The sequence below is a fragment of the Neisseria dumasiana genome, from assembly GCF_022870885.1.
In the GTDB taxonomy this organism is placed as follows: Bacteria; Pseudomonadota; Gammaproteobacteria; order Burkholderiales; family Neisseriaceae; genus Neisseria; species Neisseria dumasiana.
In genome coordinates this window covers 1,501,854-1,516,034 of sequence record NZ_CP091509.1, presented here as the reverse complement: position 1 = coordinate 1,516,034, position 14,181 = coordinate 1,501,854, and the positions used below count along the sequence as shown (strand labels likewise).

Here is a 14,181-nt window from a genome sequence, read left to right as displayed (position 1 = left end):
CTTTTATATCATTCAGACAATCCGGCTCAATTTACTTCCAATAGCGCCACCAAGGGATATTGCTGTCAGACCAAGATTTGGTCAGATAAGGGCTGTTGGGGAAATTTTGTGCCAAAATACGGCGGGTATCGTCGGCCAGCCGGGGTTTTTCCATTTTGCGGTAAGAGGCTTCCATAATCGCCAAAGCTTCTTCTACAAAACGGGTATTTTGATAACGTTCGACAATTTTTTGGGCACGGTTCACGGCAGCTAAATAAGCGCCGCGTTTCATGTAATAGCGGGCCACGGCGATTTCGTTGCCGCCCAAAGCGTCAACCAGTTTCGCCATGCGTTCGCTTGCATCGGCGGCATATTTGCTGTTGGGGTAGCGTTCGATCAATTGGGCAAAAGCGTGATAGGCGTCGCGGTTGGCTTTGGGATCGCGGTCTGACCAGTCTTGCGAAGCCAGTTTGTTTAAAAACGACTGATCTTCGTTAAACAGTACCAAGCCTTTGAGATATAAGGCATAGTCCATATTGGGATGCTGGGGATGGTTGCGTTGGAAGCGTTCGATGGCGGCCAGCGCTTTTTCAGGCTCGTCGTCTTTATAGTAGGCATAAGCCGTATCAAGCTGAGCCTGCTGGGCATGACGGCCGTTGGGGAAGCGGGATTCCAAAATTTCGTATAACTTAACGGCTCGCGTATAATTGCTGCTGTTTAACTCGTCGTGAGCCTCAGCATACAGTTTTTCTACCGTCCATTCCTGAGTGATTTGCGCGTCTTTATCAATCGTGCCTTTGGTGCCGGCGCAGCCGCTCAAGGCCAAACCCAATGAAATAACTAAAAGAATTTTTTTCATGCAGAACACTTCCTTTGAAAATGAAGCCGATTATAACGATGATTTGGAATTTGCGGCAGCCCCCGATGCAGAAACTTGCATTAATTTAACCGTTCCGCTCGATTTGGCGGGTATGCGTTTGGATGCCGTGTTGGCCAAGCTGCTGCCGGATTATTCGCGCAGCCGTCTGACTTCTTGGATAAAAGAAGGGGCTGTTACCGTAAACGAAAAAGCGGCCCAGCCGAAAGACAAAATGATAGGCGGCGAATATATCGCAGTAACGGTGCGGCCGAGCGAAGAGAATCTAGCCTTCACGCCGGAGCCTATGGATTTAGACATTGTTTATGAAGACGATGCCGTGATCGTGCTCAACAAACCTGCGGGGCTGGTGGTGCATCCGGCGGCAGGCAACTGGACGGGCACGCTGCTCAACGGCCTGTTGGCGCATTGCCCCGAATTGAGCCAAATTCCGCGCGCAGGCATCGTGCACCGTTTGGATAAAGACACCAGCGGTTTGATGGTGGTAGCCAAAACCCTGCCTGCCCAAAATGCCTTGGTGCAACAGCTTCAGGCGCGCACAGTCAGCAGAATTTACCGTGCGGTAGCCAACGGCATTGTGCCTTTCGACGGCAAAATCGACACCTTGATCGGGCGCGACCCGCACAACCGCCTGAAAATGGCCGTGGTGAAGTTCGGCGGCAAACCGGCCGTTACCCACGTTAAAGTGCTGGAACGCTATCTCAACCACAGTTATATCGAGTGCAAACTCGAAACCGGCCGCACCCATCAAATCCGCGTTCATATGCGCGAAGCCAATCACCCGCTGGCAGGCGACCCTGTGTACGGCAATCCGCGCCATGCCTGCTCCGATATGGCCAAAGACGCTGTAAAAAGTTTGGCGCGCCAAGCACTTCACGCTTACCGTTTAAGTTTTGAACATCCTGTTAGCGGTGAAACGGTTTCATTTGAAGCGCCGATACCCGAAGATATGTATCACTTGTTGTCGGTGTTGCGCCTCGAAGCGGGTTTGGATTCTTCTTTGAGCCATGAAGAGGAGTGGCAGCAACGCATAGGCAACGGAGAAGATGACGATTGGGATGACGACGATTATGATGTAGAAGTCGTATATGTGCGCGATTGATTAATTATCCCCGTATTTCTGCTTTGGAATACGGGGTTTTCCGTTTCAGACGGCCTCACACTTTGTGCCTATTTTTCCTGCTTCTTTAAAATCAAGCAGGCCGCAATAAAATACACGGCATAAAATACGGCCAACACCGTCATTTCGCGCGTTAGCTCGCCAAATGCCAAACCTTTGGTAAAACTGCCTATGCTGATATTGAGAAACCACGAAGCAGGCATCAGTTTGCCCATCCAGTATGCTCCGCCTTCCAAGGCCGACAAAGGATTCAGAAAACCCGAATAGTTAAAAGTCGGAATCATAATGATGATGGCGGTCAGGCTGATGGCGGCGACCTGCGAACGCACAAAGGTTGAGGCCAGCAGCCCCAGCGCGGTGGAAACACACAGCAGCAACAGCGTTCCCGCAAACAATGCGGCCGCCGAACCTTTTATCGGCACGTCGAACCAAAACACCATCATTGCTGTGAGCATGGCGCAATTGAGCATGCCTACCGCAATATAAGGCAGTTGCTTGCCGAGCAGAAATTGCGGCACGGAGGCGGGAGAGGTGTAAAAGTTGGAAATCGACCCGATTTCGCGTTCGCGCACCACCCCGACCACCGACATCATTGCCGGAATCAACATCAGCACCAGCATCAATACGCCCGGCGCGATGGCGAAAATGCTTTCAAAATCTTGGTTATACATAAACCGCTGCTCGATTTTGGCTGCGGGCGGCGGCAGCGTCAGCCCCGTTTCGCGTGCCAAGTCTTGCCCGTACAGCGCAAAAATGCCGCCGATATAGCCTTGGATATTGCTGGCGTTGAACGGCATCGCACCGTCTATATAAAACGCCGCTTCAGGGCGGTTGCCCGACAGCAGCCCGCGCCCGAAGCCCGGCGGAATATCTATCACCAGCTTAACCTGTGCGGTTTTTAAAGCCGTGTCGATGTCGGTATCGGGCAGCTTTTTTTCGGTAAAGTAGGGAGAACCGGAAAAATATTCTGTTAGGCGGCGGCTTTCTACGGTTTGGTCGCGGTCAATCACCATATAGGTTAAGTCTTTAACGTTAAACGAAATACTCCACGATAAAGCCAACATCAGAATCACCGGCCCCGCCAAGGCAAAAAACAGCCGCACTTTGTCGCGCAGCAATTCTTTGGCTTCACGCAAGGCAAACGTGCGCACACCGGCCAGCCAATATTTGAGGGTGTCGGTTGGCGGCGGGTTTTCAGACGGCCTCTCCCAATCGTCGGTTGTCTGTTGCAGAGGCACATTGGCAGCATCGCTTGTTTGATTGGAAACTGATGTTTCAGACGGCCTTTCCGCCCCGTTCTCCCGTGCCTCGTCATCCAGCAGATAGCGCACAAACGCTTCTTCCAGATTCGGTGCACGGTATTGCGCCACCAGTTCGGCGGGCGTGCCTACCGCCAGCACGCGGCCTTTGTGCATGAAGGAAATGCGGTCGCAGCGTTCGGCCTCGTTCATGAAGTGGGTCGACACAAATATGGTGATTTTGTCTTCGCGCGAGAGTTTGAGCAGATGCCGCCAGAACATATCGCGGGCAGCGGGGTCAACGCCGGAAGTCGGCTCGTCGAGAATCAGCACTTCGGGTTTGTGCAGGCAGGCCGCCGCCAGTTGCAGGCGTTGGCGGATGCCCAAAGGCAGCGAGGCGGGTTTGGCAGCGGCGGCATCGCTGAGGTCGAACTGCACCAGCGCGTCGGCCACCGCCTGTTCGCCGGCCGCGCCCATTTGGTAGAGGCGGGCATGCAGTTTGAGGTTGTCGATCACGCTCAATTCTTCATACAGCGAGAACGCCTGCGACATATAGCCGACGCGCATCCGCGTTCGGATATTGCCCGCTTCGATCGGCCGCCCCAAGAGTTCGGCCGAACCGTCACTGGCTTCCAGCAGGCCGGTGAGCATTTTCATGGTGGTGGATTTGCCGCAGCCGTTAGAGCCGAGAAAGCCGAAGATTTCGCCTTTCTGAATCGTAAAACTCACATGATCCACCGCAGTAAAGCTGCCGAACCGCTTGGTTAAACCGTGTGCCTCGATTGCAGGCGGAGACGCGGGGTCGGGCGCAAACGGCACCATCTCCAATCCGCCTGAACCCTGCTGCTTTTCAGACGGCAGCATCTGCACATAAGCGGCTTCCAGCGTGGCGGCACCGCTGTCGCGCATCACCTCGCGGGTAGGTTTGTTGACCAGCAGTTTGCCGTCGTCCATCGCCAGCAGATGACTGAAGCGTTCGGCCTCTTCGATGTAGGCGGTGGCCACGATTACGGTCATGCCCGCACTTTCGGCTTGCAGTTCGTCCACCAACGCCCAAAACTGGCGGCGCGACAGCGGATCGACACCGGTGGTCGGCTCGTCGAGAATCAGCAGATCGGGCGAATGCACCAGCGCGCAGCATAAACTCAGCTTCTGTTTCATCCCGCCCGAAAGCTTGCCCGCCGCGCGGTCGGGGAACGGTGCAAGACCCGTCGCTTCGAGCAAACGGCTGATGCGCGCCTTTCGTTCGTCCGCATTCAGCCCGAACAGCCGTGCATGGAAGTCGACGTTTTCATACACGCTCAAAGTGGGGTACAGATTACGCCCCAACCCCTGCGGCATAAAAGCGATACGGTGCGACAACGCCTGCCGCGCCGCTTTGCCGGTCATGTCGCACCCGAATACCTCCACCGTGCCGCTCTGAATGATTTTAACGCCGGCAATCAGCGACAACAGCGTCGATTTGCCCACCCCGTCGGGCCCGATTAAGCCGACGGTTACCCCGCGCGGGATGGTCAGCGACACATCGTCCAGCGCGAGGGTGGTTTTGCCGTAGCGGTGGGAAACGGAGCGGAGGGTAACGGCGGGGGTGTTTATCATGGGTTACTCTGTTTTCAGACAGGTATTGGGGTTTCAGACGGCCTTTTTAGGTAGTTTGCTTGGGCTGTTACCCACTGGTAGGGTGTGTGGCGAAGCCATGCACGCGGATTTAGAGATTTCGGCAACCTATGTGTGCCGTTGGCATACACTCTATGCTTATCTTTATTATTTCAAATTCAATTTTTTAATAACTTCATTTAGCTTTGAAGCAGTTTTTTTGGCAAAACTATCTAAAGGTATGTCACCTTTTTCTCCCAAGGAAAATACTTCTAAATATATTTCGCCGTTATTTTCAATTAATTTATGTTCAATGCTTGCTTTTTGCAGTAAATCTAACATTTCATCGTGTTTTTTTGATCTACCATTACCTTTTGTTAACTCAATGCCTAACATAAATGATGACAAATTCCAACCGAGCCAAAATGAAATTTGATATTCAATATTTCTTTTTACGCTGTATGTGTAGGGATATGTATATACATATGCGCCTAGATACTTGTAATTATTGTTATTAAGCTCAGGACCCTTCCATCTAAACTTTTGAAGATCCTCATTTTTAATAAAATTTTCAAGATCGTTTTGATAAAACTCACATACATTATCTTTCTGATCCTCTAAATCAATTAAAATTTGATGATGCTTTTTAAACAATTTTAAAATTTGCTTATCCATTTTATTTCTCTCTTTCTCTGGGTTTAAACTGTCAATTGCATATACATAATCCATTAAAAATATTAAATACTTATTATCAGCTTGTTGCCAAATTTCAGGCAGTCTCTTTTTAAGTTCCTTTACCCATTCGAAATGAGTAATCACCTTAAAATTTTTATGAGGAGATTCAGTTTTATCTTTAACCAATAAAATACAAAGCTTTTCCTTACTACAGAATTCTTCTTGATTTATATATTTCCAATATGCTTCAAGCGGATTGTTATTGGAATGGTTGATTTTATTTTCTATCAAGATAATTTTAGTTGGAGTTTCGATTAATAAATCAATCCTTCCTCTTTCAGATTGTTTAGCTTGCTTAACCTGCCGATCATTTATTAATGAAATAGATACTTCCCTCTTTACCGATAAAGTTCTTAAGACATCTTCCTCATACCTGTCATTTTTATCCAATTTAGTATTGTATACAGCCAACAACGCTTGCAAGCAAACATCACCCAAACCATGCTCTTTACTTGTATCAAAGAAAAATGCTAATGCTCGTGAACTGACATCTTCTAAATGCCGTTTACCAATAATTTCTAAATACGTCGGCTTTTCTTTAATGGTTTTTAAATCCAATTTTTTTAAAATCATTAACTAGATTTTCAAATTTCTCTGTATTCATCTTCATGATTATCTTTTGCAATTTCGATTGACTAAAAAATGTAACAGTAAGAGCCAATTGTAGAAAAACGATAAGGTACTCTGTTTCAGACGGCCTTTCAGCCAGCCTGTTTAAACGGAGGCCGTCTGAAAAACAAAGCCCGCTTTTTCCACAGCACTCATAAGGTTAACAGCGGCAACAAATCTGTATCAATCATTTTGGCTTTCACAGTAGGTTTAGAATATCTCAATTAACTATATGATCGGTCGGATAAAACGGCATCGCAGGCGCGATGTTGCGCCTGCTTTGGATAGACAGTCGGTTTTCTTCTGCGGGGGGATTAAAAATCCGGCGGTTTTCGAGTGCGGCGGGGTAAGCGCTTAGACTGAAAGTATGTTCAGATGTTCGACCATTGGCGCAGCAGGTTATGGTAAACGCCTGTCAGCAATACCGATTCTTCGGTTTCGCCGTGTTGCGCGCGCAGGGAGGTGATGGCGCGATCCATATCGAAGAGCATGGTGCGTTTTTCGTCGCTGGCAACCATGGATTGTGTCCAAAAAAAGCTGGCGATGCGCTGTCCGCGGGTAACGGGGGTAACGTGGTGCAGGCTGGTGGCGGGGTAGACGATCATGTCGCCAGCGGCCAGTTTGACGCTGTGGCTGCCGTAGTTGTCTTCAATCACGAGTTCGCCGCCGTCGTATTCGTCGGGGTCGTTGAGAAACAGGGTGCTGGATACGTCGGTGCGTATCCATCGGCCGGTGTAGGGGTCGCTGCGGATGGCGTTGTCGATATGGTTGCCGAAACTTTGCCCTTCGCGGTAGCAGTTGACCAGCGGCGGGAAAACGGTATGGGGCAGGGCGGCGGAGAAAAATTCGGCATTGCGCAGCACGGCTGCTTTTACCAGTTCGGCCATGGCTTTGCCTGCTTCGCTTGTTTGCGGCAGTTGCAGGTTGTTTTTGACTTGCCCCGATTGTTTGCCTGCGGTGATTTTTCCGTCGCTCCACGGGGCATCTGCGAGCAGACGGTGGGCATGGCTGAGTTCTTCGGCGGTCAATACGTTTTCGATATGCAGCAACATAATGATATTCCTTGTGATTTTGAAAAACCGATAAACTTAATATAGGAAGTGTTGCAGATATTAAGTTTAGCGGTTTGGTTGGTAAAAGAGGCCGTCTGAAAAGGTTTGGGGGAAAGGTTTTCAGACGGCCTGATGTGCTACGCGGAATACTTAGAATTTATAACCGAAGGTTGCCAGCACGGTTCGGCGGTCGCCCGGCACGGCTTGTTGGCGGTGGCCGGTGGTAAAGTGTTTTTTGTCGAACACGTTGTTTACGTTGAGCTGGGCGCGATAACGTCGTTTTTCATAGCTGGCCATGGCATCGACTGCGGTATAGGCAGGCAGTTTTTGTACGACCGAAGTGCGCGAATGCGTGTAGCGGTTGCCGACGTGACGGATGCCCAAACCGGCGTTCACGTTGTCGGTGATGCGGTAGTTGGCCCATGCGTTGGCGGTAAACTTGGCTGCGGCCTCCGGGAAGTGGCCGTTAAGCTGTTCGGTAGAGGGGCTGGTGGCTTTCATTTTACCGTTGCTGACGATAATGTTGCCGATCATGTTCAAACGGTTGGTGATGCGTCCGGCCACTTCTACGTCTAAACCATATACTTTTGCCCAGTCGATAAAGCCGGCGTCACGGTAGTATTGCTGGGTTTTTTTGGTATGGAACAACGCGGCGTTTACCGTTAGTGCGTCATCGAAGAAGGCGTTTTTGGTACCGATTTCGACGGTGCGGGTTTTTTCCGGCTCGGCAACCAGTTGGGCGTCTTCCAATGCGTCGGGCTGGCCGGTAACGCGGTAGGCAACGGGTGTGGTTGCGGTGCCGTAAGTGGCGTAAAGGTTATGGCCGGGTTTGTAGTCCCAAATCAAGCTGCCGGTGTAGGTCCAAATATTGTCGGTGCGTTTGACGGTTTTGTTGTTTCTGGAGGGAATGAGGGCTTTGTTGTCTGTTCTGATACGGTTGAAACGCACGCCGGCGATGGCCTTCACCGTGGGGGTGAGTTCAACGATATCGTTCAGGCCCACGCCGATGGTGCGCGTGGTTAGGGTACCGCTGTGTGCGGGACGGAGTATGGCAGTAAAGCGGTCGTTTGAGGTAAAGCGGCCGGAAGCAACATCGTATGGAGCGCCTTCAAACAATTCTCTTTTCGGGTCTTTCGAGGTGTTAGGCACGGGAACGCCGTTACGGAAATAACGGGCGTAACGGTTATAGTTGTCGCGTTTTTCCTGCGTAAATTCGATGTTGGCAAGTAAGTCGTGCTTCACGGGGCCGGTGTCGAATTTGAAATTGAAATCGGTTTGGTTGCTCCAAACATTCGAATCATATTTGATATTTTTGTAATCGCCGAATTGGCGGCGGATTTGTGTTTGGCTGCCGTTCCAGCGCGGTGCCAAAACGAGGTAGTCGTAGTCGGTTTTCGCGTAGCGCAACGTGTTGGCGGCGTTGATGTTGTCGCTGAATTTATGGGAAAGTTTGGCCGTTGCGGTGTGGTTGCGGCGTTTTTCAAAGTCGATGTCTTTGTAGCCGAAGTTTTGGTTGATCAAACGTTCGTCGGCCACCGCCGTTTTTCCGCCGGTATTGCGGTAGGGTACGCCTAAATCGGGAAATTTATCCAATTTTTCAAATTTGTAGCTCAGATCGAATTGGGTATCGGTATTCATGCCGATGGAAATGCCGGGGGCAATACCGAATTTGCGGCTGTCGGCGGGTTTGCGGAAAGAATCTTTATCTTCGCCCATAATGTTCAGGCGCACGGCAACATGATCGTTGAAGGCATGGTTGAAGTCTCCGGTTAAGCGTTTGTATTTGCGGTTGCCTACGCCTAAAGCAATGTCGCCGCCGGTGCCGGTGTAGGGCATTTTGCTTACTTGGTTGATCACACCGCCGGCTGCACCTCGGCCGAATAATACGGCAGAGCTGCCTTTCAACACTTCGATATGGTCGGTATTGAAGGTGTCGCTGTTAAACTCGGCTGCCGAACCGCGCAGGCCGTCGTCGTATACATCGCCGCCCGCGTGCATGCCGCGGATAATCGGCACTTCGGTTTGACCGCCTTCTCCGGCTTGAAAAGTAATACCGGCGTTTTTCAAGGCATCTTTCAAATCAGAAGTGGCCTGATCCTGAATAACCTGTTGATTGATAACCGTTGCACTTTGGGGAATGTTTTGTACGTCTTGCAGACGCTTGCCGATGGTGGTGTTGGGGGCTTTATAGCCAGAGCGGATGGGTTTGCTGCCTTTAACGGTAACTTGTTCAAGTTCGGTGGATTGCGCCGGTTGGTTCCGGTCGTCGGCAAAGGCCGGATTCATGGCCGCCGCGAGTAGGCCGACACCGAGGGTCATCGACCGTTTGCGGGTGCCGCTCATGGTTGCTTGGGCTTTTTTTCTCATATTGAAAAACTCCTGATGTGTAGAAAGAAAATAAAGTTAAACGGATCAGATACAACGGGTGTTGCAAATTTCGTATCGGGTAAGAGAGAAAACTTGTGTTCTGTGCAGCGCTGACGGTTGTTTGAGGCCGTCTGAAAATAAATGCCGCCTCGATTTGGGCAGTTGTTTTCAGACGGCTTCAGGCAATACATCATATAAGGCTTAAAGCCTTATGCGGACACGCACGGATGCAGTCGGTTAAATTCAAGTTGCCCCTATGCCCAAAATAGTATCTAAACCTGTTTAGATGGATTATCTAGATTTTGATAACCAAAATCATTTGTATTGTAATGATAGCTAATTATTTGTCAATAATTGAGGAAGTAAGTGCAAAATTTTACGGATATGCTGTTTGCCCGGCTGGATGGTTAAACGGTTTAAGTTTAATAACAAAACCGTCATACCCGTGCTTGCCCCGAGTATCTTGAGTTTCAGCAAATTTAGGGAATACTCGGCTCAAGCCTGAATATAACGTATGTGCCATTTAAAAGCGGATTAACTATAGTTTAGTAGGGGCGGATGATAAACCCGCCCCTTCGATTTATGTTACCGGTAAGTGGTTTTACGGCATGGTTGATCAACGCACTTGTTTGAAGGCATTTCGGCTGGCTGTCGAGAGTAAAAAAAGCGTTGGATGACGGGAAAGGTTTTAAAGACAGCAGCTGCCAAAGCGCAGTTTTTTACTGAACACAAGCTCGTGGGTCAGCTGTTTAATCACCAGTATGTTGGTGTGGTTTTCCAGTGCCTTGATGCTGTGCGCTTCATGGGGTTCAAGACGCACTACCTGTAAGCCTTTGGTTTCAATAGACTCGTTTTCGGTGCACACCATCGCACTGCCGTTCAATACTATCAGCAGCACAATCGCATCGGTTTCATAAGTGGGAATTTCATTGTTTTTTTGCAAAGAAAGCTGTACCAGTTGTTGGTCGCTGTCTTCCGAAATCACGCCGCCGATCAGGGCGTGGGGATTTAACGTATATTGTTTCACGGTTCACTCCCATGTGAAATTAAATTACACAGGCAATTATAGTTTTGCCTGTTTTCACGCAGGAATTTTTCAGACGGCCTTTTGATATAGGGCAAAAGCGGGAAACGCTTTTCAGACGGCCTGATACCTTTTCAACCCCCGTCAGCGGCCATTTTTGCGTTGTGCGCTGCCCGCTCGTTTGCTTATCTATATGATATGTCTGCACTCGTTATGCTGCTGCACCTTGAACGGTATCCACATCAGGGGGCAAAGGTTTCATTATTTGTGTTCCGATTTGTGATTGCCTTTTGCCATATCGGCAACGGGCTGAACGGGAAAAAACAGATTGAGCGGATTGGCTTTGATTTGCTGCCAAGTGTTTTTCAACAACTTCGGCACACTATCGATATGCGTATCGCGGGCGCGGAGGGCGACCAGCAGCGCCAATGCAAAACTGACCATCAGATTAACCAAGCCGATCAACAAAACGCCGATTAAATTGAACGCAAATGAAACGAAGCCGATATTGCCGCTTACTGCCGCATAACCGATATTGGCAGAAGAGAAAGCCACATGGCGGATATCGAGCGGCAAATTGAGCAGGTAGCCGAAATAGCCGGTCATACCGAGCAACATGCCGAAGAAAAAATTACCCATCAGCGAGCCGTAATTATGGTGCAGATAATTGCCGAGCCATGCACGGGCTTTCGGCGAAAATATTTTTTTCAGCAGGGGGTTGACGGTGAGGCGGCGGCGCAGGTCGAGATAATCGGCACGATTGTCGAAGAAACCGGCAATGATGCCCGAGCAGAACAGCCACACGCCGGCAATGGCCGCATACCACAGGGTGGGTTGGGTAAAAATCTGTACCGACTTGAGTTGGTAGGCTACGCTGTGCGCATCCAGCAAGGGTTGTCCGGTGTTGGAGAAGAAGGTATAGGCAATTAAGGCGGCGAGTAAAACGGCCAGACACACATTGCCGAACACGGCCACACTTTGCGAGCGCACTACGTCGATTAATAGCGAAGCAAGTTTGGTTTCAACCGAAGAGCGGCTTTTTTCGGTGTGTGCCACTTGTTCGGCAAAGCTGGCGGCGGTCATGGCAGGCTGTTTGGTGGCAACGGTAAAGCCCAGCATATGAATCAGCATAAAGCCGAAACCATAGTTAAGCCCGCTGAGCAAAGAGGTGGCAAACACACTCAAACCCATGTGGCCGATATGGATTTTGATCAAGGCCATTAACGAAATCAGCACGCCCCCTCCCGCGGCCGACCAAAGCATACTGAAGTATTCTTTGCGGGTGCGGGTAATGTAGTGTTCGCCGTGGTGGCTTTTGTTTTCACTGATGCTGGTGGCCAGCATTTTAACGCTGCGCCGCCAAAGCAGATCGGTGCTGCGTTGTTCTACCGCTGCGGAAGTCATCGAATTGAGCAGGCAAACGGTTGCATGTTTGTAGTGTTCGCCTGTTTGAATGTGCAACAGCAGGTTTAAGCGTTCGATGGTTTGGGCCAAACGTTCGAGCAGATGGGCCACTTTAACCGACGAACCGGATCCGGCTCCCGTGCCTTTGCGCCGCAACCGCTCTACCTGATTGCGGCATTGGTCGAGCATCACTTCGATATGGGCGGTGTCGTAAGGCGTGGTTTGGGTTTGGTAATGCTCGGCGAGTTTGGATGTTTCGCGCTGAAGGGCAACAAAAGAAGAATTGACGTCCAGCAGTCTCGGTTCGATGCGGATTAAATCGGGTTCCAAAGCTTCGGCGGCCACCCAAACCGACAGCATTTCCAAGGCGTGGAGACGGGCTGCGGAAAGTTGGCGCAATACGCTTTGCACGAGCGTTTTATCGGCCTGTGCGCTCATGAGTGTATGGAGCTTAAGCCATTGGCGCACGGTAAGGCTTTGCAGCCATTTGCCGTCGTTTTTGGAATGGAACAAATAAAGAAACACATCGCGCAGATTGTTTAAATCTTTGTATGAAGGGCTGAAACGCTCGTAAAGCCTCAAGCCCATTTCGCGGGCGAAGCCGCTGCGTGAAAATATTCCCAAACCTACCAAAGCGGGGTAAATGTGTACTTTGGAAAGCCAAGTGTAAAAACGCTGGCTCAGTTTGGCGCATAGGGCCGGGTCTTCCTGCAATACGGCGAGCAAGGCATCAAACCGCTCGGGAGCACGTTTTGCGCCGCCTTTGCGCATAAAATCAATCAAGGCGTTGAGAGTGGCGACGAAATCGGTGTTGTCGATATGTTTTTTCAGAATAATGTGTATGGTTGATTGGATGTGTTTTGAATTCATTTTTTGGTTATGCCGGTTGGTGCGTTCTTTTTTTCGTTGGTGCGGAACTTTTTACAAAAGCCGCAAGCCGCCTAAAAATACCTTATTTTCCCGAAACAAGCAGCAAAAAAATGCAGTAGCCTAAGCGTTTTTACATTGGAGGAAAAAGTGCATTTCGGTTTTATCTGTGAGTTTTTTCATGGATGAAGTTGGAAAATGGTGCCGTATGTGAGTCGGTAGCGCAAACCGTCTGCCGCATGCAGGCCTCCACATACCGTTAAATGCCGAAATGTTTTTGAATACAGGTAAAGGCCGTCTGAATAATATTTTCGTCGGTGTAGGGGTCGAGCGTTAATTGGGGTTGTAGCTTACGCAGCCAAGTAAGCTGCCGTTTCGCCAATTGTCGGGTGGCTGCCGAGCCTTTTTCAATCAAGGCATCCAAACCGTATCTACCCTCCAGATGTTCCCAAGCTTGGCGGTAGCCGACGCAACGCATAGACGGCATATCGGCGTTTAAATCGGGATAATCGGTTTGAAGCCGCTGTACTTCTTCAAGCAGCCCTTGTTCGAGCATGGTAAGGAAGCGTTTGCCGATTTGGGCGTGGAGTAGGGCGCGGTTGTCCGGAATCAGCGCAAGGGTGCATAAATCAAGCGGCGGTGCATAGGTTTGCTGTTCGGAAAAATGCAGGCTCAACGGTTTGCCTGTAAGCATAAACACTTCCAGCGCACGTTCGATGCGCTGGCTGTCTGCAGGTTCCAAGCGGGCGGCGGTTTGCGGGTCGATGCTTTTCAGACGGCCGTAAAGGTAGGCTAAGCCGTGTTCGTTTTTTTCGGCCTGAATACGCGCACGGATATCGGGGTCGGCTTCCGGCAAGGTATTCAGACCTTGCGTGAGCGCGTGGAAATACATCATGGTGCCGCCCACGATTAAAGGCAGGCGTCCGCGCCGGTGTATTTCTGCGGTTAAGCGGGTGCAGTCGCGCACAAAGTCGGCTGCACTGTATGCTTCAAGAGGTGAAATGATGTCGATAAGGTGGTGGGGAACGGCGTTTCTTTCTGCAAGCGTAGGTTTGGCCGTACCGATATCCATATCGCGGTAAACCAATGCGGAATCCAAGCTGATGATTTCGACAGGAAGCGATTCGGCAAGGCGCAATGCCAGATTGGTTTTGCCGCTGGCGGTGGGGCCGAGAATGGCGAAGGCTTTGGGAATGGCAGTCATCTGGAAATCGGGCTGAGTGAAAGAAAGGCCGAAATTATAACAACTGCGCTTTGCAGTGGATACCTGACCGCAAACATCAGGAGAAATGTATTCAGACGGCCTTTTTTTA

Annotated in this window: 9 protein-coding genes; 1 reads left to right on the top strand and 8 read right to left on the bottom strand. The window is 50.2% G+C overall.

The genetic code is table 11. The annotated features are described in order from the left end of the window. Positions 1-31: 31 nt before the first annotated feature. Positions 32-838: an outer membrane protein assembly factor BamD gene (locus LVJ88_RS06845; RefSeq protein WP_054598829.1), complete on the bottom strand. Its 807-nt coding sequence runs from the start codon at positions 836-838 to the stop codon at positions 32-34. Here LVJ88_RS06845 and rluD point away from each other — a divergent pair. Then, a complete protein-coding gene (gene rluD / locus LVJ88_RS06840) occupies positions 837-1,958 on the top strand; it encodes a 23S rRNA pseudouridine(1911/1915/1917) synthase RluD (RefSeq protein ID WP_054598830.1) in 1,122 nt (373 codons plus the stop codon). The two genes, LVJ88_RS06845 and rluD, sit on opposite strands and share 2 nt — an antisense overlap. 68 nt (positions 1,959-2,026) lie before the next feature. Here the strand turns inward: rluD and rbbA are convergent, their stop codons facing one another. The 7 genes from rbbA to miaA form a co-directional block, all read right to left on the bottom strand. Next, the gene (rbbA, locus tag LVJ88_RS06835) at positions 2,027-4,813 is read right to left on the bottom strand and encodes a ribosome-associated ATPase/putative transporter RbbA (protein WP_085418821.1); all 2,787 of its coding nucleotides are present in this window, start codon (positions 4,811-4,813) and stop codon (positions 2,027-2,029) included. A gap of 165 nt (positions 4,814-4,978) precedes the next feature. Further along, the gene (locus tag LVJ88_RS06830) at positions 4,979-6,103 is read right to left on the bottom strand and encodes a PD-(D/E)XK nuclease family protein (RefSeq protein ID WP_158087948.1); all 1,125 of its coding nucleotides are present in this window, start codon (positions 6,101-6,103) and stop codon (positions 4,979-4,981) included. Between the two features lie 422 nt (positions 6,104-6,525). Beyond that, positions 6,526-7,206 carry a Fe2+-dependent dioxygenase gene (locus LVJ88_RS06825; protein WP_085356477.1) on the bottom strand — a complete coding sequence of 227 codons (681 nt, stop codon included), beginning with the start codon at positions 7,204-7,206 and terminating at the stop codon, positions 6,526-6,528. 150 nt (positions 7,207-7,356) lie between these two features. Continuing rightward, positions 7,357-9,573: a TonB-dependent receptor gene (locus LVJ88_RS06820; protein WP_085418819.1), complete on the bottom strand. Its 2,217-nt coding sequence runs from the start codon at positions 9,571-9,573 to the stop codon at positions 7,357-7,359. A gap of 688 nt (positions 9,574-10,261) precedes the next feature. Continuing rightward, positions 10,262-10,600, bottom strand: a complete 339-nt coding sequence (locus LVJ88_RS06815) for a cupin domain-containing protein (protein ID WP_085356479.1) — start codon at positions 10,598-10,600, stop codon at positions 10,262-10,264. A gap of 258 nt (positions 10,601-10,858) precedes the next feature. Next, a complete protein-coding gene (locus tag LVJ88_RS06805) occupies positions 10,859-12,871 on the bottom strand; it encodes a site-specific recombinase (protein ID WP_054598836.1) in 2,013 nt (670 codons plus the stop codon). A gap of 256 nt (positions 12,872-13,127) precedes the next feature. Further along, positions 13,128-14,072: a tRNA (adenosine(37)-N6)-dimethylallyltransferase MiaA gene (miaA, locus tag LVJ88_RS06800; protein ID WP_085359004.1), complete on the bottom strand. Its 945-nt coding sequence runs from the start codon at positions 14,070-14,072 to the stop codon at positions 13,128-13,130. Positions 14,073-14,181: the final 109 nt, after the last annotated feature.